21 protein-coding genes are annotated in these 23,663 nt (G+C 64.2%); 9 read left to right on the top strand and 12 right to left on the bottom strand.

Annotated features, from left to right (window positions below):
* Window positions 1-5: 5 nt before the first annotated feature.
* The 4 genes from dnaE to WG900_RS08430 form a co-directional block, all read right to left on the bottom strand.
* Window positions 6-3,476: a DNA polymerase III subunit alpha gene (dnaE, locus tag WG900_RS08445; RefSeq protein ID WP_339966278.1), complete on the bottom strand. Its 3,471-nt coding sequence runs from the start codon at window positions 3,474-3,476 to the stop codon at window positions 6-8.
* A gap of 75 nt (window positions 3,477-3,551) precedes the next feature.
* The gene (locus WG900_RS08440; protein WP_339966277.1) at window positions 3,552-4,031 is read right to left on the bottom strand and encodes a glutathione peroxidase; all 480 of its coding nucleotides are present in this window, start codon (window positions 4,029-4,031) and stop codon (window positions 3,552-3,554) included.
* Complete coding sequence (locus tag WG900_RS08435) at window positions 4,028-4,702, bottom strand: ABC transporter ATP-binding protein (RefSeq protein WP_339966275.1); 675 nt, start codon at window positions 4,700-4,702, stop codon at window positions 4,028-4,030. Before WG900_RS08435 ends, WG900_RS08440 begins: the two co-directional genes overlap by 4 nt.
* Window positions 4,695-5,936: a lipoprotein-releasing ABC transporter permease subunit gene (locus WG900_RS08430; protein ID WP_339966517.1), complete on the bottom strand. Its 1,242-nt coding sequence runs from the start codon at window positions 5,934-5,936 to the stop codon at window positions 4,695-4,697. The genes WG900_RS08435 and WG900_RS08430 overlap by 8 nt, the downstream gene beginning before the upstream one ends.
* A gap of 160 nt (window positions 5,937-6,096) precedes the next feature.
* On the opposite strand from WG900_RS08430, the gene purF reads away from it, so the two are divergent.
* The 3 genes from purF (at window position 6,097) to WG900_RS08415 (ending at window position 8,754) form a co-directional block, all read left to right on the top strand.
* On the top strand, window positions 6,097-7,566 hold the full coding sequence (purF, locus tag WG900_RS08425; RefSeq protein ID WP_339966273.1) for an amidophosphoribosyltransferase: 1,470 nt from the start codon (window positions 6,097-6,099) through the stop codon (window positions 7,564-7,566).
* Window positions 7,563-8,282, top strand: coding sequence for an SDR family NAD(P)-dependent oxidoreductase (locus WG900_RS08420; RefSeq protein ID WP_339966271.1), 720 nt, complete (start codon window positions 7,563-7,565; stop codon window positions 8,280-8,282). Before purF ends, WG900_RS08420 begins: the two co-directional genes overlap by 4 nt.
* Before the next feature lie 115 nt (window positions 8,283-8,397).
* Entirely contained in the window at window positions 8,398-8,754 is a 357-nt protein-coding gene (locus WG900_RS08415; protein WP_310531880.1) for a PilZ domain-containing protein, read from the top strand.
* On the opposite strand, the gene WG900_RS08410 is transcribed toward WG900_RS08415, so the two are convergent.
* Window positions 8,736-10,103 carry a cryptochrome/photolyase family protein gene (locus WG900_RS08410; protein WP_339966269.1) on the bottom strand — a complete coding sequence of 456 codons (1,368 nt, stop codon included), beginning with the start codon at window positions 10,101-10,103 and terminating at the stop codon, window positions 8,736-8,738. The two genes, WG900_RS08415 and WG900_RS08410, sit on opposite strands and share 19 nt — an antisense overlap.
* Entirely contained in the window at window positions 10,100-11,053 is a 954-nt protein-coding gene (locus WG900_RS08405) for a metal-dependent hydrolase (protein WP_339966267.1), read from the bottom strand. The genes WG900_RS08410 and WG900_RS08405 overlap by 4 nt, the downstream gene beginning before the upstream one ends.
* A 65-nt stretch (window positions 11,054-11,118) precedes the next feature.
* Between WG900_RS08405 and WG900_RS08400 the strand changes: the two genes are divergently transcribed.
* The gene (locus WG900_RS08400; RefSeq protein ID WP_339966265.1) at window positions 11,119-11,838 is read left to right on the top strand and encodes a phosphatase PAP2 family protein; all 720 of its coding nucleotides are present in this window, start codon (window positions 11,119-11,121) and stop codon (window positions 11,836-11,838) included.
* On the opposite strand, the gene WG900_RS08395 is transcribed toward WG900_RS08400, so the two are convergent.
* Both WG900_RS08395 and WG900_RS08390 read right to left on the bottom strand, forming a co-directional pair.
* Window positions 11,835-12,866 carry a 2-oxoacid:ferredoxin oxidoreductase subunit beta gene (locus WG900_RS08395; RefSeq protein ID WP_339966263.1) on the bottom strand — a complete coding sequence of 344 codons (1,032 nt, stop codon included), beginning with the start codon at window positions 12,864-12,866 and terminating at the stop codon, window positions 11,835-11,837. The two genes, WG900_RS08400 and WG900_RS08395, sit on opposite strands and share 4 nt — an antisense overlap.
* On the bottom strand, window positions 12,863-14,824 hold the full coding sequence (locus tag WG900_RS08390; protein ID WP_339966262.1) for a 2-oxoacid:acceptor oxidoreductase subunit alpha: 1,962 nt from the start codon (window positions 14,822-14,824) through the stop codon (window positions 12,863-12,865). Before WG900_RS08390 ends, WG900_RS08395 begins: the two co-directional genes overlap by 4 nt.
* 204 nt (window positions 14,825-15,028) lie before the next feature.
* On the opposite strand from WG900_RS08390, the gene WG900_RS08385 reads away from it, so the two are divergent.
* The gene (locus tag WG900_RS08385; protein ID WP_339966261.1) at window positions 15,029-15,526 is read left to right on the top strand and encodes an RNA pyrophosphohydrolase; all 498 of its coding nucleotides are present in this window, start codon (window positions 15,029-15,031) and stop codon (window positions 15,524-15,526) included.
* Here WG900_RS08385 and WG900_RS08380 read toward each other — a convergent pair whose 3' ends face one another.
* The 4 genes from WG900_RS08380 to WG900_RS08365 all read right to left on the bottom strand — a co-directional run bounded on the left by WG900_RS08380 (window position 15,527) and on the right by WG900_RS08365 (window position 20,287).
* Window positions 15,527-16,033 carry a tetratricopeptide repeat protein gene (locus WG900_RS08380; protein WP_339966260.1) on the bottom strand — a complete coding sequence of 169 codons (507 nt, stop codon included), beginning with the start codon at window positions 16,031-16,033 and terminating at the stop codon, window positions 15,527-15,529.
* Between the two features lie 73 nt (window positions 16,034-16,106).
* Window positions 16,107-17,282 (bottom strand): RsmB/NOP family class I SAM-dependent RNA methyltransferase, encoded by a 1,176-nt coding sequence (locus WG900_RS08375; protein WP_339966259.1) that lies wholly within the window; start codon window positions 17,280-17,282, stop codon window positions 16,107-16,109.
* Window positions 17,283-17,291: 9 nt separating this feature from the next.
* Window positions 17,292-18,761, bottom strand: coding sequence for an IMP dehydrogenase (guaB, locus tag WG900_RS08370; RefSeq protein WP_339966258.1), 1,470 nt, complete (start codon window positions 18,759-18,761; stop codon window positions 17,292-17,294).
* Window positions 18,762-19,207: 446 nt separating this feature from the next.
* A complete protein-coding gene (locus WG900_RS08365) occupies window positions 19,208-20,287 on the bottom strand; it encodes a DUF2332 domain-containing protein (protein ID WP_339966257.1) in 1,080 nt (359 codons plus the stop codon).
* A 39-nt stretch (window positions 20,288-20,326) separates the two neighbouring features.
* Between WG900_RS08365 and hisG the strand changes: the two genes are divergently transcribed.
* Genes hisG through thiL form a run of 4 tightly spaced genes read left to right on the top strand, consistent with a single transcriptional unit; the run spans window position 20,327 to window position 23,572 of the window.
* Window positions 20,327-20,980 carry an ATP phosphoribosyltransferase gene (hisG, locus tag WG900_RS08360; protein WP_339966256.1) on the top strand — a complete coding sequence of 218 codons (654 nt, stop codon included), beginning with the start codon at window positions 20,327-20,329 and terminating at the stop codon, window positions 20,978-20,980.
* Window positions 20,980-22,272: a histidinol dehydrogenase gene (gene hisD, locus WG900_RS08355; RefSeq protein ID WP_339966254.1), complete on the top strand. Its 1,293-nt coding sequence runs from the start codon at window positions 20,980-20,982 to the stop codon at window positions 22,270-22,272. The genes hisG and hisD overlap by 1 nt, the downstream gene beginning before the upstream one ends.
* The gene (nusB, locus tag WG900_RS08350) at window positions 22,269-22,703 is read left to right on the top strand and encodes a transcription antitermination factor NusB (RefSeq protein WP_339966253.1); all 435 of its coding nucleotides are present in this window, start codon (window positions 22,269-22,271) and stop codon (window positions 22,701-22,703) included. The genes hisD and nusB overlap by 4 nt, the downstream gene beginning before the upstream one ends.
* On the top strand, window positions 22,700-23,572 hold the full coding sequence (gene thiL, locus WG900_RS08345) for a thiamine-phosphate kinase (protein ID WP_339966516.1): 873 nt from the start codon (window positions 22,700-22,702) through the stop codon (window positions 23,570-23,572). Before nusB ends, thiL begins: the two co-directional genes overlap by 4 nt.
* Window positions 23,573-23,663 lie beyond the last annotated feature (91 nt).

Raw genomic sequence — 23,663 nt, 5'->3', positions numbered from 1 at the left:
CGTGCTCAGGCCACCAGCCGCAGGTGCGCCGCGCCGCGCCGGGCGCTCAGCACGGGATTGCGCAGGCCGTCGATCATGGTCAGTCGGTCGACCAATTCGGAATCGAGCTGGAAGTCTGCGCCCAGGCGCATTGTCGGATCTTTCGACCCACCTGTACGCAGAACGGCGATCACTTCACCGGTTGCTTCGGCAGAGCGCGGCAACAGCATCGCGAGTTCGGTGATCGCCTCGATCCGGTCGATCTCCAGCCGCAGTTCCATGCGCGCCGCCTGCTTGGCTTCGGCGAGCGGCTGGGCGCTGCGCACGGTGATGCGCGGCGGTTCGTCCGGGCTGGGTGCGTCGAGTTCGACCTGCAGCAGAATACAGGTGCCGTCGCGCGCCCATTCGAGGAAGCTCGGCACCAGCGATTCCTCGAAGCACGAGGCGGAGAACTGGCCTGAGGAATCCGAGAAATCGGCCATGCAGAAGTCCTTGCCGCGCTTGGTCTTGCGCCGCTGTACGCCTTCGATCATCGCCGCCATCGTCGCCGGCAGTCGGCCGCCACCCGGCACGCCGCTCTGCATCAGGCTGGCATAGGTCCGCGCGCCGTTGGAATTGGCGATTGCGCGCCATTGTTCGACCGGGTGGGCGGCGAAGTAGAAGCCGAAATTCTCGCGCTCCTTGGCCATCTGTTCGGCGCGGCTCCACGGCGGCACATCGGCCAGCCGCAGCGCTGGTGCGGCATGATCATCCCCGCCGAACAGCGCGGCCTGCCCCGAATTGCGGCTGCGCTCGGCCTCGTCCGCCACTGCTAGCAGCATGTCGGCATTGGCCATGACCCGCGCGCGGTTGCTGTCGAGCGCGTCGAACGCCCCCGAGGCGGCGAGCCCTTCCAGCTGGCGGCGGTTCATCGAGCCATAGGGCGCGCGCTTGAACAGGTCTTCAAGGCTGGTGAACGGCCCGTTCGCCTCGCGCTCGGCAACGATGGCGTCCATCGCCTTTTCGCCGACATTGCGGATGCCAGCCATACCATAGCGCACCGCCAGCCCCTCGTCGGTCTGATCGACCGAGAATTCGGCCTCCGAATGGTTGATGTCCGGCCCGGCGAGCGTGAGGCCTGCGCGGCGCATGTCATCAACGTAGACCGCCAGCTTTTCCGACTGGTGCATGTCAAAGCACATCGATGCGGCATAGAATTCGTGCGGGTAATGCGTCTTCACCCAGGCCGTCTGATAGGCGAGCAGCGCATAGGCGGCGGCGTGCGACTTGTTGAAGCCATAGCCTGCGAACTTGTCGATCAAGTCGAACAGTTCGTTGGCCTTGGTCTTGTCGATGCCAGACAGTTCCTTGCAGCCATCGACGAAGCGTTGGCGCTGGGCGTCCATCTCCGCCTGAACCTTCTTGCCCATTGCGCGGCGCAGCAGGTCGGCATCGCCGAGCGAATAGCCGGCAAGGATCTGCGCGGCCTGCATGACCTGTTCCTGATAGACGAAGATGCCGTAGGTTTCCGCGAGGATGCCTTCGAGCTTTTCGTGCGGATATTCAATCGCTTCCAGGCCGTTCTTGCGGCGACCGAACAGCGGAATATTGTCCATCGGACCCGGGCGATAGAGCGAGACGAGCGCGATGATGTCACCGAAATTGGTCGGCTTCACCGCCGCAAGCGTGCGGCGCATGCCTTCCGATTCCAGCTGGAACACGCCGACCGTGTCACCGCGCTGGAGCAGCTGATAGACCTCGGCATCGTCCCATGACAGCAGGCCAAGATCGATCTCGATCCCGCGCCGGCGCATCAGCTGGATCGCCTTTTGCAGCACCGACAGTGTCTTCAGGCCAAGGAAGTCGAACTTGATCAGGCCCGTGTCCTCGACATATTTCATGTCGAACTGGGTCACCGGCATATCACCGCGCGGATCGCGGTAGAGCGGCACCAACTGGGCCAGCGGGCGGTCGCCGATCACCACACCGGCGGCATGGGTGGACGAGTTGCGCGGAAGGCCTTCGAGCTGCATGGCCAGATCGACGAGGCGTTTCACTTCCTCGTCATTCTCGTACTCGCGGCGGAATTCGGCGACACCGTTCAGCGCGCGCGGCAGCGTCCACGGATCGGTCGGATGGTTGGGCACCATCTTGCACAGCCGGTCGACCTGGCCATAGCTCATCTGCAGGATACGCCCAGTATCGCGCAGCACCGCGCGGGCCTTCATCTTGCCGAAGGTGATGATCTGGGCGACGTGATCGTGGCCGTACTTCTGCTGGACATAGCGGATCACCTCGCCGCGGCGGGTTTCGCAGAAGTCGATATCGAAGTCCGGCATCGACACGCGTTCCGGGTTGAGGAAGCGTTCGAACAGCAGGCCCAGTTTCAACGGATCAAGATCGGTGATCGTCAACGCCCAGGCGACCACCGAACCTGCGCCAGACCCACGCCCCGGCCCCACCGGAATGTCGTTATCCTTGGCCCACTTTATGAAGTCGGCAACGATCAGGAAGTAGCCGGCGAAACCCATGCCGTTGATGACGTTGGTTTCGAAATCGAGCCGGTCGAAATAGGTCTGGCGATCTGCCGGATCCATCTCGCCATAGGGCTCAAGCCGCGCTTCAAGGCCCTTGCGCGCATCAGCGATCAGCATCGCCGCTTCGCCTTCCTTGTCACCGGCAAGGCTGGGCAACAGCGGTTTGCGCTTGGGCGGCATGAAGGCGCAGCGCTGGGCGACAACGAGGGTGTTGGCCAGCGCTTCGGGCAGGTCGGCGAAGAGCTCGCGCATCATTGGCTCGCTCTTCACCCAGGCGTCACGGCTGGTGCGCGGGCGTTCGGCGGCGTCGATGTGAGTCGAGCTGGCGATGCAAAGCAAGGCATCGTGCGCGGCGGAGAAATGCGGCTCGGCGTAATTGGCGGGATTAGTCGCCAGCAGCGGAAGATCGCGGGCATAGGCGAGATCGATCAGCGCCTCTTCGGATGCTTCCTCGATCGGATCGTTGCGGCGCGCGATTTCGATATAGAGCCGGCCGGGGAACAGCGCTTCCAGGCGTTCGCACAGGTGCTCCGCCTCATCCTTGTGACCTTCCGCCAGCAGCCGCGCAAGCGCGCCCTCGCCAGCGCCCGCGAGCGCGATCAGGCCATCGGTGCGGCCTTCAAGGTCGGACCAAACGACATGCGGATCACGTTCCAGAGGGCGATCGAGATGCGCGCGGCTGACGAGGTGGCACAGGTTGTTCCAGCCGTGCTCGTTCTGGGCGAGCAGCGCCAGCCAGTCGATAATCTTGCCGTCCCCCCGGCACACGCCGAGGAAGGCGCCGATCAGCGGCTGGATGCCGATATCCTTGCAGGCCGAAGCAAACTGCATCGCGCCGTAGAGCCCGTTGCGATCGCACATGGCGATGGCGGGAAAGCCGCGTTCCTTCGCCAGCTTGGCGATCGCCTTCGGATCGATCGCGCCGTCCAGCATGGTATAGCTGGAGAACACGCGCAGCGGGACGAAGGGAACGTAAGCCATTCGGCTACTATGGTCGGCAGGACGCCGGGTTCAAGGGCAGATGCGCTGGCGTTGGGGAAAACCGGGCGACCCGCCTCAGAGAAGGGCCTCGATATCCGCCGCAATGGACTTCGGCTTGTCCGTCGGACCATATCGCCGCACGACCTTGCCATCGCGACCGATCAGGAACTTGGTGAAGTTCCACTTGATCTTCTTGGTGCCGAACAAGCCCGGAGCCTCCTGCTTCAGCCAATGATACAGCGGTGTTTCGCCATCGCCATTGACCTCAACCTTGCCCATCAGCGGGAAGCTGAGGCCAAAGTTGACCTTGCAGAATTGGTCGATTTCCTCCGCCGTGCCCGGCTCCTGCCCGCCGAACTGGTTGCACGGAAAGGCGACGACTTCAAACCCGCGCTCCCCGTATTGCTTCCACAGTTCCTCCAGCCCGTCATACTGCGGGGTAAATCCGCACTTGCTGGCGGTGTTGACCACCAGCAGGACCTTTCCCAGCTTGTCGGCCAGGCTGACTTCCTGACCATTCGGCAGGCGGGCGGAGAAATCGGCAATCGTCGTCATTCCAGCACCCCGTCATGCAGGCGGACCACGCGGTCCATCGCGTAGGCCATCCGTTCGTTGTGAGTCGCCACCACAGCCGCGCTGCCATTGTCGCGCACCAGCTTGATGAATTCGGCGAGGACCTTGTCGGCCGTGCCTTCATCGAGGTTGCCGGTGGGTTCATCCGCCAGCACCAGCGCCGGCTTGTTCGCCAGCGCCCGCGCCACGGCGACGCGCTGTTGCTCGCCGCCCGAAAGCTTGTTGGGCCGGTGGTCCAGCCGCTCGCCCAGCCCCAGCACGCCCAGCAATTCGCGCGCCCGGACGTCACAGTCGGCGCGCGGGGTGTCGGCGATCATCTGCGGGATGATCACATTCTCCAGCGCCGAGAAGTCGGCGAGCAGGTGGTGGAACTGATAGACGAAGCCGATGTGATCGCGCCGCAGCGTGGTGCGTTCGTCACCATCGAGCGCGGAGGCATCCTGCCCCGCAATCAGGATGCGCCCGCCGAATCCGCCTTCGAGCAGGCCGATGGCCTGCAGCATGGTCGACTTGCCCGAGCCTGACGGGCCGAGCAGTGCAACGATCTCGCCGGGGCGAACCTCAAGGTCCACGCCCTTGAGCACGTCGATGCGGACATCGCCTTGCTCGAAGCTGCGGGTCAGCTTGTCCAATTTGACGACGGGATCACTCATAACGCAGCACCTGCACAGGATCGGTGCTCGCCGCGCGGTAGGCGGGGTAGAGCGTGGCGAGGAAGCTCAGCCCGATCGCGAGCCCGACGATGCCGACCACCTCAATAGGATCGGTACGCGCCGGCAGTTCGGTCAGGAAGCGGATCTTCGGGTCCCACAGCGATTGCCCGGTGAGCAGCTCTATACCCGTCACGATCGGCTGACGGAAAATGAGGATGATGAAACCGAGCGCGAGGCCGGCGAGCGTTCCGGCCGTGCCGACCACCGTGCCGGCAGTCACGAAGGTCCGCAGCATCGATTTGCGCGTTGCGCCCATGGTCCGCATGATCGCAATGTCGCGCGACTTGGTGTGAACCATCATCGCCAGCGAGGAGAGGATGTTGAACGCCGCGACCAGCACGATCAGCGACAGCGCGAAGAACATGGCGACGCGTTCCACCTGCAGCGCCTCGAACAGGCCCGAATTGATCGTCTTCCAGTCGGACACCACCGCCTGCCCTTCCAGCTTCGCGGCAATCGGCGCGAGCGTTTCGGCAGCGGTATCGGCGTCGTCGGTCTTCACCTCGATCATGCCGATTGAATCGCCGGTCAGCAGCAGCGTCTGCGCGTCCGCCATCGGCATGACGACAAAGCGTTCGTCATAATCGTAGATGCCGATCTCGAAAATCGCGTCAACGCGGTAGGCAATCTCGCGCGGGACCGTACCGAATGGGGTCGAGCGGCCCTGCGGGTTGATGATCGTGATCGTATCGCCGACACGTGCGCCCAAGTTTTCCGCCAGCCGCGACCCGACCGCCACGGCGCCGGATTCTGGGACGAGGCCGGACAAGTCGCCATCGACGACTTTCGGCTTGATCTTGGCAATGTCTTCAGGGGTGTTGCCGCGCAGCAGGATCGCCTCCACCCGGCCGTTGAACGTGGTCAGCAGCGGCTGTTCGATCAGCGGGGCGGCCTCGGTCACGCCGTCGGTGGCCTTGATCTGCTTGAGAATGTCCTGCCAGTTTTCCAGCCGGCCACCGTAAGCCTGAACGATGGCATGGCCGTTGAGCCCGACGATCTTGTCGACCAGTTCGGCGCGAAAACCGTTCATCACGCTCATCACCACGATCAATAGCGCGACCGAGAGCATCACGACGATGACGCCGATCGAGGCAACCAGCGCGATCATCCGCTCCCCCTTGCCGGGCAGCATGTATCGCTTGGCGATCATCCATTCGAAGGGGGAAAGCAGCAAGAGGTCCAACTTCCTTTTCGCTGGCGGGCAGATTTTCGCAGCGCAACCGGCATTTAGGGCGCTCCCCCGCACAGGGCAATGGTGAAGCGCAAAGCGGTGCTTGCCTTTCCCCGGCAAGCGGGCCAAAGCGCGGGCCAGGCAAGGTCCGGTGCGAATCCCAATGAACCTCACTCATCCCTTTTTCGACGCAGATGGCGACAAGCTGCGCGAAGAATGCGGCATTTTCGGCGTTATCGGCGCCAAGGACGCGGCGTCCATCACGGCGCTGGGGCTTCACGCCCTGCAGCACCGCGGGCAGGAAGCCTGCGGTATCGTCAGCGTGGACGGTGCCGATTTCTATGCCCGCCGCGGTATCGGTCACGTGGCGCAGGTGTTTTCCGGCCCGGCCATGTTCGCCGAGCTGCCCGGCACCATGGCATCGGGCCACGTGCGTTATTCCACCACCGGCGGACAAGGCCTGCGCAATGTGCAGCCGCTCCACGCCGATCTGGCGCGCGGGGCGTTTTCCATCGCGCATAACGGCAACATTTCCAACGCGATGGCGCTCAAGCGCGAGCTGGTGAACAAGGGTTCGATCTTCCAGTCGACCTCTGACACCGAGGTCATCATTCACCTCATCGCTACCAGCCGCTATCCCACGCTGCTCGACAAGTTCGTCGATGCCCTGCGCATGGTTGAAGGCGCCTATTCACTGATCTGCACCACGCCCAAGCGCATGGTTGCCTGCCGCGATCCGCTGGGCATCCGTCCGCTGGTCATGGGCAAAATGGGCGATGCGACGATCTTCGCCAGCGAAACCGTGGCGCTCGATGTTATCGGTGCCGATTTCGTCCGCGAAGTTGAACCCGGCGAAATCGTCGAGGTCCGCATCGATGGCCGGGTCACCAGCCATCGCCCGTTCGGCAATCATGCAGCGCGCCCCTGCATTTTCGAGCACGTCTATTTCAGCCGCCCGGATTCAGTTACGGGTGACCGTTCGATCTACGAAGTGCGCAAACAGATCGGCGTCGAACTGGCCAAGGAAACCCCGGTCGAAGCCGATCTGGTAATCCCCGTGCCAGACAGCGGCGTACCGGCCGCCATCGGCTATGCGCAGCAATCGGGCATTCCCTTTGAACTTGGAATCATCCGGTCACACTATGTCGGGCGCACTTTCATTCAACCGGAAGACGGTGCCCGTCATGCCGATGTAAAGCGCAAGCACAATGCCAACCGCGCGCTCGTTGCGGGCAAGCGCATCGTGCTGATCGACGATTCAATCGTGCGCGGCACCACCAGCCTGAAGATCGTGCAGATGATGCGAGATGCCGGCGCTGCCGAAGTGCACATGCGCGTCGCCAGCCCGCCGACCAACAATTCGTGCTTCTACGGCGTCGATACGCCCGAACGCAGCAAGCTGCTTGCCGCGCGCATGGACATTCAGGGCATGGCGGAATTCATCCATGCCGATAGCCTCGCCTTCGTTTCGATCGACGGGCTTTACCGCGCAGTTGGTGAAGCCAAGCGCGATGCGGCAAAGCCCAGCTATTGCGATGCCTGTTTCACCGGCGATTATCCGACGCGTCTGACCGACCTGATCGAAAAGGAATCGCCCGACCAGCTTTCACTGGCGGTTGACGAACTGACATGAGCGATCTGCCATTTGCCGGCCAGCTCGCCCTCGTCACGGGATCGAGCCGGGGCATCGGTGCGGCCACTGCCGAAGCGCTTGCTGCTGCCGGGGCGCACGTTATCCTCACCGGACGCGATACCAAGGCGCTCGAAGCGGTCGAGGAACGCATTTTTGCCGCCGGCGGCCATGCCACCATCGCACCGGTTGATCTTGCCGAACCAGACGGGATCGCCCGCCTCGCCGCTGCCCTGCGCGGCCGTTGGCAGACGCTCGACATTCTCGTGCTCAACGCCGCGGTCCTGCCGCAGCTGATGGCTGTAACGCAGATCGAATCAGCCGGGTTCAACAAGGCGTTAACAACCAACGTCCTGGCCCAGCAGGCCCTGCTTGCCGCCTTCGATCCGATGCTCAAGGCCAGCAAGGATGCGCGGGTGATCGCGGTCACTTCCAGCGTGGCAACCAAGCCCCGCGCCTTCTGGGGCGCCTATGCCGCGAGCAAAGCCGCGTTCGAAACTCTGCTGCTTTGCTACGCCGAAGAAGTAAAGAATATCAGCAAGATACGGGTCACCATTGTTGATCCGGGCGCGACCCGCACTGCGATGCGCGCCAAGGCCTATCCGGGCGAAGACCCGCAGACGGTCAAGCTTCCCGCGGAAGTTGCTGAACAGGTTGTTGCGCTGCTTGGTAAACAATTTGCCACCGGCAGCCGCCAATCCGTTAACACTGCTTCATAAACTCCGCGCAACCGCAATCTGGGATAATGCTTGCAGCGGACGCAAAGGGTCGCGTGCGCTTGTTGTCCGGTTTCCCGCTTTCGGGAGGTCGGCCTGCCAACACCGGAGCACGGCAATGAGCACAGACTATCTCGCCCCAGATCGCTATCATATCGCGGCACAGGAAGATCGCTGCGCCCCGCGTACGCGCATCCAGATTCCCGGCAGCTTCCGCGCGTCGGGCATGCGCAGCTTCACCACGGTCGTGCATGACTTGTCACTGGGCGGCTTCTGCTGCTCGGCGATCAACCGCCTGCACCCCGGATCGGTCTGCTGGCTGACCCTGCCCGGACTCGAAGCCCTGCCCGCCCAGGTGGTGTGGTGGGACAACAGCCTGGCCGGCTGCGCCTTCGAAAATCTGCTCAGCCCGATCGTCCACGACAATATCCTCGCCCGCTGGCGCGGCGATTCCGTCTATCGGCCCATCCTGTAAGCGTCCAACGCCCGATTGCGGGCGAAGGCGTGGTCCACGATCCGATCTGGATAACCAGAGGGTCGCACCGTGGGATCGTGGATCACGTCATCCCTGAGCTTTGCCAGTTCGGGCACCCATTTGCGGATGTAGCCGGCGGCATCGAACTTCGGACTTTGCGTCAGCGGCGCCATGATCCGCACGAACATGTTGGCATCGACCCCGCTTCCGGCTGACCACTGCCAGTTCACCGAATTCTGCGCATAGTCGGCATCGACCAGCGTATCCCAGAACCACTCTTCGCCACGCTTCCAGTCGATCAGCAGATGCTTGATCAGAAAGCTGGCGGCAATCATCCGTACCCGGTTGTGCATCCACCCGGTCGCCCAAAGCTGGCGCATCCCCGCATCTACAATGGGATAGCCGGTACGCCCCTGTTGCCATGCCTTGAGGTCAGCCTCCGCTTCCGGGCCGCTGCGCCAGGTGAAGTTGTCAAACTCCGCCTTGTATGATTTCGCACCGTAATCCGGGAATTGCTGGACCACGTTCGTCGCATAGTCCCGCCAGCCGATCTCGCCGAGGAAGGTGCTGGTGCTGCCTTTGTGCGAAGCGACTGCATGCCAGATCGTGGCGGGCGAAATTTCCCCGAAATGCAGATGCGGAGACAGGCGTGATGTACCCTCGACCGATGGCAGGTTGCGCTGGTCGGCATAGCGGGAGACCTTATCGGTGAAGTCCTCCAACCGCTCTGCCGCGCCGGCCTCTCCGGGGTTCCATTCGCTGAGAAAACCGCCGGCCCAGTCGGGTTTGGTCGGGAGCAGGTTCCAGTCGGCAAGATCTTCCGACTTCGGCCAGCTTTCCGGGGCGGACAGCTTCCCCAGCGCGGGCAGCGGATCGGGGGGCGGCAGGGTCTCGCTCAGCGCTCGCCAGAAGGGCGTGAATATCTTGTAGGGCGTCCCGCCGCCGGTCAGCACCGATCCCGGCGGCGCGAGGTAATTGCCATGATGAAGGTGCAAGTCGAGCGCCTTGGCCACCGCTCGCTCGGCATTGCGCCACCACGGTTCGTAGTGATGCAGGCCGTGAACCTCGCGCGCGCCGGTCTCTGCCGCCAATTCCGCCAGCACATCGCCGCTCGCTCCCCGGCGCAGCAAAAGCCGCGATCCCAGCTTTCGCAAGTCCGCATCAAGGCTGGCGAGCGAATGGTGCAGCCACCAGCGCGAAGCTCCGCCCATTGCGCGATGCTTGGGCGTGTCGTCGTCGAGGACATAGACCGGAATCACCGGTGCGCCGCTTTCAGCCGCAGAATGGAACGCAGCCTGATCGGCAAGGCGAAGGTCCCGGCGCAGCCAGACGATTACGGGGGCGGTCATGGGTTTGGCTTTCGCAGGGTCACAGTGAATTGGCCAGACGCGGGTGAGCCAAGGAAGCGCTGGTCGCGTAGGATGATGTGATCATCGTGGAGTTCTGCAACCGGCATCCGGCTCCAGAACAGGAATGCCTTCGCGGCAGGGTCGCTCTTCGACCATTCGGTGATGCGGGGGTCGGACATGTTTGTGGGGCCAAAGTCTTTGTAGTCGGACCAGTGGCGCTCATCAGTAATTGAACTTTGAGCGGCCCCAAAGAATTCCGGCCGGTCAATAACGTACCTTTCTCCATCGTCACGCCATAGGACTTCTCTTCGCCAGAACGCGATTGGCACTGGATTGTAAACTTGGACATTGGGGCCATCATATCGGAGCCCTTTGAAGGCCCCGGTGGTTATCGCCATGTTCAGCAGAACGTAGGCGCATATCCCTATCAATGCGCGTTTCGCTGGTTTCCGCCACTGGTCGGCCCCAGCCCGCTCCCTGCGTCGGGACAGCCAGATCCCGGCCCCAAGCATTGCCAATATCCACGGATCAACGATGAAGAGCGCATCCCCGTAGAACCACTGGTGCGAGAACGGTTCAAGCAGGCGGATGCCGTAGCTGTTCAGCCAATCGAAGAACGGGTGCGTGAGGATGCCGATGTAGCACAGCGCGATCAGCCAGCCGGTGTGGACCGGAAGCCTACCCTCGGGCCTTTTCCCCCGCCTCGCCTGCCAGCGATCGAAGGCAATCAGCAGCCCCGCCAGCACCAGTGGCAGCAGCACCAGCGCAATCGGCCCGTGGGTAATACCCCGCCGCATCGCGAGCGATTCGACGCCGTAGAGCACGCAAGGCGCATCGATATCCGGCAGGTTCGCCGCGATGATCAGCGCCGGCATGGCCAGCCCCGTCTTGCGCTTGAGCCCCGCCTGACCGAGCGCCGCGCCGATCAGCGAATGGGTGAGATTATCCATCGCCCGTGGTTGGCAACATTGCCGCGCGCTTGCAACCTTTGGCGAACCAATGCCTTATTGCGGACATGGATACGCCGCTTCCCGCCGAAACTGTCATCCTGCCAAAACGCGGCTGGCAGATCGATTCCCGCCATGCGGTACTGGCGGGCGCGATGTGTTGGATCGCTTTCGCGCTGATCACTTGGCTCGTCCATTCGGGCCGGACGGGCGCCTTCGACGATGCTGGACTCCGGCTGTTCCGCGGCGATGGCGACCTTGCCTTGGCCGGCTCGCCTGCATGGGCCGAAGCGGTACGGGATATAACTGCGCTTGGCGGCGGCGTCCTGCGCACGATTGTCCAGCTTGGGGCCTTCGTCGCGCTGTTCTTCCTCCGGCTGCGGCGCGAGGCGGTGCTGATGGTGGTGACGATCCTCACCGGCCTCGCCATCGAACTGGCGATCAAGGACCTCGTCGGCCGCCCCCGCCCTTCCCTCGTGCCGCACTTGGTCGAAGCCGGCGGCATGAGCTTCCCGAGCGGACACAGTTTCAATTCGGCGCTGGGCTTCATTGCCATCGCGCTCGCTTTTGCGACCTACAGCGTGCGGCGGCGGGTGCGTTGGACGCTGATCGGCTCAGCTGCCGTCCTGTCAATGCTGGTCGCCTCAAGCCGGGTGGCTCTGGGCGTCCATTACCCCAGCGACGTCATCGCCGGCTGGCTGGGCGGCGCCGGCTGGGCCTTCCTTGCCGAGGCGCTGTTCTACCGCCCCGCAAAAGCCATTGCTGACGCCGTACCCGAAAGCCCCTAGAGGTCCGGCCCGGTCGGCTCCACCGTCCAGGTCTGGCCCTTGGCGAGCAACTTCGCGAGGTTTGCACTCTTGCCCTCGTTCATCCGCGCGTCCTGTTCGAGAACGGCGGTTTCATAAGTCGGGCGCGGATCGTCATAGATCACGCCGAGCGCCATCGGGTATGGCCCGAACGGCATTTCGACCAGCATGTGCGCGACCGAGCGGTTGGTGACGTCATGGACGATCACGCCCGCCGCCTGCCAATCGCCATCGACGATATCGACAACCTTGAGGTTCAGCGCATCGATATCGAGCGCAATGCCCTGCGTGCCGCCGTTGAACAGCATCGGTTCGCCGTTTCTCAGCCAGAGCTGGCGCGCCTCGGCACCCTTGGGAGCGGCGAAATCTTCGAATACGTCCTTGTTGTAGACGATGCAGTTCTGGAAGATCTCGATGAACGCTGCACCCTGATGGCGGTGAGCGGCCTTCAGCACTTCGGGCAGGTTCTTCGACACGTCAAACCCGCGCGCAATGAACCGCGCGCCGGCGCCGAGAGCGAAGGCGCAAGGCAGCATCGGCCGGTCAACCGAGCCGCCCGGAGTCGTCGGGCTGGTCGTGCCAGTGCGGCTGGTCGGCGAGTACTGGCCCTTGGTCAGACCGTAAATCTCGTTATTGAACAGCATGATCTGGCAGTTCAGGTTGCGCCGGATCATGTGCATCGTGTGGTTGCCGCCGATCGACATGCCGTCGCCGTCGCCGGTTACCAGCCAGACATCGAGGTTCGGATTGGCCAGCTTGATGCCGGTGGCGAACGCCGGCGCGCGGCCGTGGATCGTGTGGAAGCCATAGCTCGACATGTAATAGGGGAACCGGCTGGAGCAGCCGATGCCCGATACGAACACCGTGTTCGACGGGTTCGATCCGAGTTCAGGCAAGGTGCGCTGCACCGCTTTCAGGATCGCGTAGTCACCGCAACCGGGGCACCAGCGGACTTCCTGGTCCGATTCCCAGTCCTTGAGGGTGGTCGTGAAGGGGGTCATGTCGTTCATTCGTCGACTCCCACAGGGTTGGGAAGTTGCATGTCGTTCGGTTCCACTTCGTCGCCGCCGGCATTGCCGGGAACGCCGTCGAAGTAGGTCGCAATGGCGGCCTCGATCTCGGCAATGGCGAAGGGTTGGCCCGACACCTTGTTGAGCGGCTGGGCATCGACGAGGAACTGGTCGCGCAGCACAGTCTTGAACTGGCCGGTGTTCATTTCGGGCACCAGGATCTTGTCATAAGACTTGAGCAGTTCGCCAAGATTGGCGGGCAGCGGCCAGATGTGGCGCACGTGGATATGGCTGACGTCCATACCCTTGCTACGTGCACGGCGTACGGCCTGATGGATCGGGCCGAAGGTGGAACCCCAGCCGACCACGGCGAGCTTGCCGCCTTCCTTGCCGAGCGTCACTTCCTGCACGAGGATCGACTTGGCGACGCCATCGACCTTGTCCTTGCGGGCATCGGTCTGCAGCTGGTGCGTGGCGGGCGAATAGTCGAGATCACCGGTTTCAGGCGCCTTCTCGATCCCGCCGATGCGGTGCATCAGGCCCGGCGTGCCCGGCTTGATCCACGGGCGCACACCGCGTTCATCGCGCTTGTAGGGCAGCACCTTGCCATCAGGGCCGTTGGCCTCCTCAAGGAAAGTTACGGGGAACGGCTCGAACGAATCCGGGTCCGGCACGCGCCAAGGTTCAGCGGCATTGGCGATGTAGCCATCGGTCAGCAGCATGACCGGGGTCATGAAAGTCGTGGCGATGCGACACGCCTCGATCGCGCAGTCGAAGGCATCCGACGGCGAACGCGCGGCGATGACCGGCAGCGGGGTATCGCCGTTGCGGCCATAGACCGCCTGATAGAGGTCGCTCTGCTCGGTCTTGGTCGGCAGGCCGGTCGAAGGGCCGCCGCGCTGCGAGTTGATGATGACCAGCGGCAATTCGGTAATCACCGCAAGGCCCATCGCCTCACCCTTGAGCGCGATGCCCGGGCCCGAGGACGAGGTCACGCCCAGCTGGCCGGCATAAGATGCGCCGATCGCCGCGCAGATCGCGGCGATCTCGTCTTCCGCCTGGAAGGTGGTGACGCCGAATTCCTTGAGCTTGGCAAGGTTGTGCAGGATCGAACTGGCCGGCGTGATCGGATAGCCGCCGAAGAACATCTTCAGACCCGCAAGCTGCGCGCCGGCGACAAGGCCATAGGCAATCGCGTCCGCGCCGGTAACAGTGCGATAGAGGCCGGGCGTCGATGCCGCCGGATCAACGTGCACCTTCTTGACCTGCCCGCCGATTTCCGCCGTCTCGCCGTAAGCATGGCCGGCGTTGAGCGCGGCGATATTGGCATCGGCCAGCACCGGGTTCTTGGCGAACTTGCCCTTCAGCCATTCGATCAGCGGCGCGCGGTCACGGTCGAACATCCACAGCGCAAGGCCAAGCGTCCACATGTTCTTGCAGCGCAGCGCTTCCTTGTTGCCAAGGCCGAACGGCTTCACCGATTCCAGCGTGAGCGCGGAAATGTCGAAGGCCAGCAGGTTCCACTTGGACAGGCTGCCATCGTCAAGCGGGCTGACCTCGTACTTCGCCTTTTCGAGGTTGCGCTTGGTGAACTCGCCGCTGTCGGCAATGATGAGCCCGCCTTCTTTCAGCGCCTGAACGTTGGTCTTCAGCGCCGCCGGGTTCATCGCCACCAGCACGTCGGGCTGATCGCCCGCAGTTTCGATCGCGGTCGAGCCGAAGTTGATCTGGAATGCCGAAACACCGAACAGCGTGCCCTGCGGCGCGCGGATTTCGGCGGGAAAGTCCGGGAAGGTCGCAAGGTCGTTGCCGGCCAGCGCGGTCGACAGGGTGAACTGCCCGCCGGTAAGCTGCATGCCATCGCCGGAATCTCCGGCGAAACGGACCACTACTGCATCGGGTTGTGCTGCGCTTGGCGCGCTGCCTTGACTATCGCTGTCGGCCAATACTGTTGCCATGATCTTCCTCTGCTGGCGGCTTGCGCTTCCTGCCTGTGGGCCTGCCCTATGCTCTCCCGCCCGGCCGCGCACGACAGAAAATCTGTTCACCGCCAAAGCTTGTTCCTGCAAACTCCTGCAAAGCCTACTAGTCAAGCGTGGAATGGCCGCTTACCTGTCCATCCCCGGCACGCCCCGGCGTTTTTCCCCAATCGGAGCATTTGCATGACGGATTACAGCGCCCTTCCCTATCGCCCCTGCGTGGGGGTGATGCTGGTCAATGCAGAGGGCCAGGTCTTCGTCGGCAAGCGCATCGACACGCGCGGCCAGCCGGATGAGGGCGGCGTGTACTGGCAGATGCCGCAAGGCGGGATCGACGATGGCGAGGACCTGCACGCTGCCGCCCTGCGCGAGCTGTGGGAAGAGACCGGTGTTGGCGAACACCACGTCACCCTACTCGCCACAACCCGCGAGGAGCTGCTCTATGACTTGCCCGAGGAACTGCTCGGCAAGCTGTGGAAGGGCAAGTATCGCGGCCAGCGCCAGCATTGGATCCTCGCTCGTTTCACTGGTGCGGACGAGGACGTGAAGCTTGATGCCCACGATCCCGCGGAATTTGACGCGTGGCAGTGGATGGAGCCTGACCTGCTGCCCGAGGTGATCGTGCCGTTCAAGAAGCGGGTCTATCGCTCTGTGCTGGATGAATTCCGGGCGTTGATCTGATCAATTCTCACTGACCGTGGGCGAAGGCTTCACTGCCTCGGCGGTCAGCACGCGGGGGCTTGGGCCCTTGGCAATCGCGGCGGACAGCGACTGCACCTGCGAGCAGTCCTTGCCGCAAAGGCCCTGCAGCCGGGTCAGGTTGCGGCGTGCCTTTTCGACCGCGCCCTTTTCGACCAGTGCGGTGCCTTCTCCGGCAATCGCGTCAAGGTTCTGCGGATCGCTGACCAGCGCCTTGCGATAATAGTGCAGCGCCTTGCCCTGCAATCCCTGCCGGCGGGTGGCTTCGGCCAGATCAAGCGTGAGCAGCACAGAACCCGGCTGGACGGTCAGCGCGGCCTCAAACGCATCGATTGCGGCATCGATGTTACCAGCCGCCAGAGCCGATTTGCCTTCAGATTGCAGCGCTGCGGCGCGGGGTTCGAGCACCATCGGCGCGGCAGAATATAGCACGCTCGACGACAGGGCGAGAGCCAGCGACAGGGCCAGCGCGGCGGGAGTGTAACGCATCAAAATCTCTCCAACCCGGGGCCGGTGAACCGCAGGGGCATCATGGGGTTCAGCGGTGGTCATTGGGCAAAGGCTAACATGGCGAAGATAAACTGGCGATGAAAAATCCGTCGGTCCCGTCATGCTGCGGGGTCAGCCGCAGGCCCGGTCCGCGCGGACGTCCGGCGGGCAGATCGATCGGCTCGGAGCGCCAGCCGGGATGATCGGCTAGGAAATTGCCGACCTGCCCCGCACCTTCGCCGTCAAGCAGCGAGCAGGTGACATAGACCAGTCGCCCGCCCGGCCGCACCAGCTTGGCCCCGGCAGCAAGCAGCCGCGATTGTAGCGCCATCAGCCGGTCGAGTTCCTTCGTCGTCAGCCGCCAGCGCGCCTCGGGATTGCGTCGCCATGTGCCGGTGCCCGAACATGGAGCATCGACCAGCACGGCATCGGCGCGCCGCTGCCAGCTGTCGAGCGAGGCCAGTTCGCGGCCCGGATCGAGCAATTGCGTGGTGATGATGGTCGCCCCGGCCCGCTCGGCGCGCGGCGGCAACTGCGAGAGGCGGCGGCGATCTGTGTCGCAGGCGATGATCTCGCCCTGGTTCTCCATCGACGCGGCGAGCGACAGGGACTTGCCCCCGGCCCCGGCGCAAAGGTCGATAATCTTTTCCCCCGGCCGCGCCTGTACCGCATTGCAGGCAAGCTGCGAGCCGGCATCCTGCACTTCAATCGCGCCAGACAGGAAGGCATCCCACTTGTCGATCGGCAGGCCGGCGGGGAAGCGCAGGCCGTTTGGCGCGATGCTGGGTTCGCCCGGTTCGGGCAATTCCAAAGGCTCGGTCTTCAGCCGGTTGATCCGTACGTCCAGCGGCGCGCGGTCGAGCAGCGCTGCGATCTCTCCGCCGCCCAGATCGGACGCGGTCAGCGCCTGCGTCAGCCACTTGGGTGCCGCGCCGCCGCCCGCCATCGATTCACGAATGCCGATCGGTGCCGGACCATGCGGTGAACCGTCGAATAGCGCAGTCAGCTCGGGATTGCCCCAGGCCAGCCGCAGCATGGCCGAGCGCCCGGTCTGCGGCACATCACCGCAAGCGCGGATCGCCGAATAGACCAGCTCGCGCACCGCGCGGCGATCCTTGCTGCCGGCAAAGCGCCGCGTGCGGAACCATTCGCTGACGATGCGATCCGCCGGCGCGCCCCCCGTGCGAGCGGCGGCGATGACGAGATCGAGGATTTCGATTCCGGCCTGGACCCGTGCAGCCGGGGTCATGCTGAAAGATCAGCCACGAGTGGGATAGTTCGGCGCTTCTCGGGTGATCGTAACATCGTGGACATGGCTTTCGCGAAGGCCCGCGCCGGTGATCCGCACGAACTGCGCCTTGGTGCGCAGGTCATCGATCGTGGCGGAACCGGTGTAGCCCATCGCCGCCTTGATGCCGCCGACGAGCTGGTGAATGACGTCCTTGGCAGGTCCCTTGTAAGGCACCTGACCTTCGATTCCTTCAGGCACCAGCTTCATCTGGTCCTTGATATCGCCCTGGAAATAGCGGTCCGCCGATCCGCGCCCCATCGCCCCGACCGACCCCATGCCGCGGTACGACTTGTATGCGCGGCCCTGATAAAGGAACGTCTCGCCCGGTGCTTCCTCGGTGCCGGCCAGCATGGAGCCGACCATGATCGAGCTGGCCCCGGCGGCAATCGCCTTGGCCGCATCGCCCGATGTGCGCAGGCCGCCATCAGCGATCACCGGCACACCGCACTTGTTGGCTTCTTCGCAGGCATCCATGATCGCGGTGAGCTGCGGTACGCCGACACCGGCAACGATGCGCGTGGTGCAGATCGAACCGGGTCCGATGCCAACCTTGAGCGCATCTGCACCGGCATCGATCAGCGCACGCGCCGCTTCGCCCGTGGCAATGTTGCCGGCAACAACCTGTGCGGAATTGGAGAGCTTCTTTACGCGTTCAACGGCGCGGGCAACGTCCTTGTTATGGCCGTGCGCGGTATCGATGATGATCACGTCGCATTCGGCGGCGAGCAGTGCCTCGGTCCGTTCGAAGCCCTTGTCGCCCACCGTGGTCGCAGCGGCAACGCGCAGGCGGCCAGTGTCGTCCTTGGTGGCATTGGGATAGGTCACGGCCTTTTCCATGTCCTTCACCGTGACCAGACCGATGCAATGATAGGCATCGTCAACCACCAGCAGCTTTTCGATGCGGCGCTGGTGCAGCAGACGCTGGGCATCGACCTGGCTGACGCCGGGGCGCACCGTGGCGAGGTTCTCATGCGTCATCAGTTCGCGCACGGGCTGGCTGGGGTTCTGGGCAAAGCGCACGTCGCGGTTGGTCAGAATGCCGACCAGCTTGCCGCCCGCTTCCACCACCGGGATACCGCTGATGCGGTTCGCCGTCATGATCGCCTGCGCCTCGCCCAGCGTGGCATCCGGGCCGATGGTGATCGGATTGACCACCATGCCGCTCTCGAACCGCTTGACCGCGCGGACGGCGGCGCACTGTTCGTCGATCGTCAGGTTACGGTGCAAAACGCCGATGCCGCCCAGCTGCGCCATGACGATCGCCATGTCAGCCTCGGTCACGGTGTCCATGGCTGATGAAATCACCGGAATATTCAGCGATATCGACCGCGTCAGCTGCGTGCGGGTATCCGCCATCGATGGCAGGATATCGGACTCGGCCGGACGCAGCAGCACGTCGTCAAAGGTAAGGCCGAGGGGGATGTCGAGGTTTGCCACAGGTACCGTCCGCTGGGAGAATCGTGGCGGCCCATGTAACCAAGCGAGGCCATTTGGGCTAGTGGCTTTGCCGGACGTGTTTTTGGCGGGCGGAACGGGGGAAGCGCTGGACACGGAATGTCGGCTTGAATGCGTGGAGCGAGCGCGGGTTTTGCGTGTGGCCGCAAGGGGTTGCATGCCGGTTGTGGGTTTCGGAGTGTGACCTTTCGGATTCGTACGGCTTCGTTGACTTTGGGTGTCTGTTTGAATGGCAGGCGCGCCAAAGCCAGTTTCGCATGGCTTGGAGTTTGTAGGACAGCACGTTTCACCATCCCCATCGTCGCCCCCGCGCAGGCGGAGCCCATCCGCCGTCGCCTGTTGCCTATAGGTATTCGTTTGAACGGATAGCTCGGATGGGTCCCCGCCTTCGCGGGGAGGACCGATTTGGCTATTGATTCGACCAAGCGCTAACCGAACCACTCCACCCAAGCGCCATGCGCGTGAGCCTCGCCCAGCAGCGCTTCCTCCTCTCCACCCGGCCAGAAGCGGCAGCGCAGTTCGTGGCGGAAGGTCTGGCGGTTGGTTTCGACTGTCACCCATGCCAGGGGCCTTTCCGCCGTCGCCCGCGCGCCCGCCTGCGCCATCGCAGTCTCTATCCGGGCGCGGCCGTTCTCGGGGATATATTGCCAGACAATCGAATGAAACAGCACGCGGGTGACACCCTCGGCCTGCGGCTCAGCCAACCGCCGCTCCACCCAGTCGGCGGCGTCCATCTGATCCACATCGGGCGGCTGCTGCGCGGCGAGCGCGATGGCGGCGTCGATCCGTGCCAGCCGCTCGGGAGCGTCGGGCCAGACGTAGGATTTGAGCCGCAGCGCCTCCGCCGGATCGGCAAGGTCAATCGGCTGTATATCGCAGCCCCGGATCGAGACGATCTCCACCGGCGCGTCTGGCTGCGGCGGACCGCGCCATTCCGGGCGGATCAGCATCGGTGACCCTTCCACCCCCGCCATCACCCCGCAAAGGTCAAAGGCAAAGCGGTCCATCATCGTGTTGATCCCCGCGCTCGATCCGATTTCGTTCAGCTCGAATCGCGGGCCGAGCCGCCCGGAAAGCCAAAGCAATTGCGCCATGATGCCCGCCGAGCGCCCTGCCTCGTTCGTCTGCGGCGGCCCGGCGAACCATGCCGCCAGCGCCGCGTCATGGTCTGCAACAACCGCTGCGACCACAGCCTCGATCTCATCCGCGTCGGTCATTTCGCCGCGATAGACCAGACCCAGCCGCTGCTCCGCCCCCGTCAGGTGGAGGTAGTGAAGCCCGCCAGCCAGCCGCAGCGGCATCGCGTCTTCAAGGCTCAGCCCCGGCCATTCGCGCATCCGCTGGCCGACCTTGCTCGGCCCGGCCAGAAGCGGGATGAAGGCGCGGACCAGCCGCCCGGTGCACGGCGCGCCGTTGCGGGTGGCATGGTCGGCCTGCCATTCGAGCGTGCGCACGACATTCTGTTCTTCCATCACGATGTCATGAGTTGACCTGTCGGTATCTGGCATATGTTGCCCTTTCGCGCGGCTCGCCCTAAGGCGCGCGCCATGTCCAAGCCGCTTATCTTCGCCGTGCCCAAGGGGCGCATCCTCGACGAGGCGCTGCCGCTGATGGCGCGTGCCGGTGTGGTGCCCGAGGCCGAGTTCCATGACAAGAACAGCCGCGCGCTTTCCTTCGCCTGCGAAGCGCCCGACATGGCAGTCATCCGCGTGCGTGCTTTCGACGTGGCGACTTTTGTGGCGCACGGCGCGGCGCAAGCCGGTATCGTCGGATCTGACGTGGTAGAAGAGTTCGCCTTTTCCGACCTTTACGCGCCGGTCGACCTCGATATCGGGCACTGCCGCTTGTCAGTTGCCGAACCGGTTGGCCAGCAAGGCGGCGGACCTGTCAGCCACCTGCGCGTCGCCAGCAAATATCCCAACCTCACCCGTCGCCACTTCGAAGGCATGGGCATCCAGGCCGAAGTCGTGAAGCTGAACGGCGCGATGGAACTGGCGCCGGGGCTCGGCCTTGCCAGCCGGATCGTCGATCTGGTGTCCACGGGCCGTACGCTCAAGGACAACGGGCTTGAGGAAACCAGCGTAATCCTGCCGGTCTCCGCCCGCCTGATCGTCAACCGCGCCGCGCTCAAGACCGATGCCCGCGTCGGCGCGCTGGTCGATGCCTTCCGCGCTGCCATGGGCACAAGGGACGCGGCCTGATGCTGCGGCTGAATACCCGCGATGCTGGCTTTGAGCAGGCCTTTCGCCGGTTGGTCAATGACCGCCGCGAAAGCGACGACGATGTCGCGCGCGATGTGCAGATCATCCTCGATGACGTGCGCAACCGCGGCGATGAGGCATTGGCCGAACTGACCGAACGGTTCGACGGCCATGTCCTTGCCAGCGATACCGACTGGTCGATATCCTCCGAGGCCTGCCGCGAGGCTTTCGACATTCTCCAGCCGGACCTGCGCGCCGCGCTCGAACTCGCCGCCAAGCGCATCCGCACCTATCACGAAGCCCAGCTTCCAGCCGACCGCGACGAGACTGACAAGCACGGGGTTCGCCTTGGCGCACGGTGGAATGCGGTTGATGCCGCGGGCCTGTACGTTCCGGGTGGCCGCGCGGCCTATCCATCGTCGCTGTTGATGAACGCGATCCCGGCCAAGGTTGCCGGGGTGGAACGACTCGTCGTCGTTACCCCGACACCCAAGGGCCAGATCAACCCGCTCGTCCTCGCCGCTGCACACCTTGCCGGGGTGGACGAGGTGTGGCGCGTTGGCGGGGCGCAGGCTGTCGCCGCGCTGGCCTATGGCACCAAGCGGATCAAGCCGGTCGACGTCATCACCGGCCCCGGCAACGCCTGGGTGGCCGAAGCCAAGCGCCAGCTTTTCGGCGTTGTCGGCATCGACATGGTTGCCGGGCCAAGCGAAATCCTCGTCATCGCAGACGGCAAGAACGACGCCGACTGGATCGCCGCTGACCTGCTCAGCCAAGCCGAGCACGACCCCACCGCGCAGTCGATCCTGATCACCGACGATCCGCTGTTCGCCGATACCGTGGCTGACCGCGTGGGCGTCGAACTCGCCATGCTGCCCACCGCGCGCGTCGCGGCCGAGAGCTGGAAGACGCACGGCGTGATCATCGAAGTGGCTTCGCTGGACGAGGCCCCCGCCCTTGCCAACGCGCTTGCCGCCGAACACGTTGAAATCGCCACTGACGATCCCGAGGCGCTGTTCAGGCAGATCCGCCACGCCGGTTCGGTGTTCCTTGGCCGTCACACGCCCGAGGCCGTGGGTGACTATGTCGCCGGGCCAAACCACGTGCTGCCCACCGGGCGGCGCGCGCGCTTTTCATCGGGCCTTTCGGTGCTCGATTTCATGAAGCGCACCAGTTTCATCCAGTGCGATGCAAAGTCGCTCGGCAAGATCGGACCCGCAGCCATTGCGCTGGCCGATGCCGAGGGCCTACCCGCGCACGCCCGCTCCATTGAAGTGAGGCTCGGCATATGAGCAAGTCCCGTTCCGCCGCCCGCCTTGCCGCTGTGCAGGCGCTGTACCAGCACACCATGGAAGACACACGCCTGCCGCGCCTGCTCGATGAATTCCACCAGCACCGGCTGGGCGCGGAGATCGAGGACATGCAGTTCGAGGAAGCCGAAACGCAGTTCTTCGACGACATCGTCAGCGGCACGATCGCCCGCCGCGACGAAATCGACGCGCTGCTTTCCGAGCGCCTGGCCGAAGGCTGGTCACTGGCACGGCTCGACCGCACCATGCTGCAGATCCTGCGCGCTGGCTCCTACGAACTGATGGCCCGCGCGGACGTGCCCACCGGCAGCGTGATCAGCGAATACCTTGACGTCGCCCACGCCTTCTTCAACGCGCGCGAGGCGAAGTTCGTCAACGGCGTACTGGATGCCGTGGCAAAGGCTGTGCGCTGAGCGGCGAATTCGCCTTCATTGAAGCTTTGCGGGCGCTGGCTGTCCATCCCGGTGCGCGCGGGTTCAATGATGATGCTGCCGTGCTGGAACTGGGCGGCGAGACGATCGTGCTCACCCATGATGCGATGGTCGAGGGCGTACACTTCCTCTCGGGCCAAGACCCCGCCGATGTCGCGTGGAAGCTGGTTGCGACCAATGTGTCCGATCTTGCCGCCAAGGGTGCCGAACCGATTGGCGTGCTGCTGGGCTATCAACTTGCGCAGGATGACGCCCGTTTTGTTGCGGGCCTCGCCGAGGCGCTGGATCACTATGGCGCGAAGCTGCTCGGCGGGGACACCACCGGCGCGAACGGGCCGCAATCACTGGGCCTCACCGCAATCGGCCGCGCGACCTTTACGCCGGTGCCATCGCGCAGCGGTGCGCGGCCTGGCAATGCAATCTGGCTCACCGGATCGCTCGGCGGAGCCATGGCCGGGCTGGAGGCCCTGAACGCCTGCTCGGGCGACAGCGCCGCCTATCGCCGCCCGCAGGCCCGCCTTGCCGAAGGGCTGGCGCTCGCCCCGCAGGTTACCGCAATGATGGACGTTTCCGACGGCCTGCTGCTCGATGCCCTGCGGATGGCGACCGCCTCTGCCGTTACCTTCGCCATCGACAGTGCCGCCGTGCCCATCGCCGTGCCCGAACAGCGCCGCGACGAGGCCTTGCGCTGGGGCGACGATTACGAGCTGCTGTTCACTCTGCCCGCCGGAGTGCTGCCGGCCACCCCGGCCACGCAGATCGGCGAAGTGTTGCAACGGTCCGAAAACGCGCTGCTTCTGGACGGAAAGCTCCTTTCCCCGGGCGATCGGCCCGGTTTCGTCCACAGCTAAGGGAAAACCGGGCGATTTGGGCTTGCGCAGGCCCCGGTGCCACTTTAGCCCTCCGCCCCGGGTGACTCCAAAAATCAAAAACGGGTCGCTT

The organism is Novosphingobium aquae (assembly GCF_037572715.1).
GTDB classification, from domain to species: Bacteria; Pseudomonadota; Alphaproteobacteria; order Sphingomonadales; family Sphingomonadaceae; genus Novosphingobium; species Novosphingobium aquae.
Note: the sequence above shows the minus strand (reverse complement) of the source record. Positions and strands in the feature narration are given on the sequence as shown.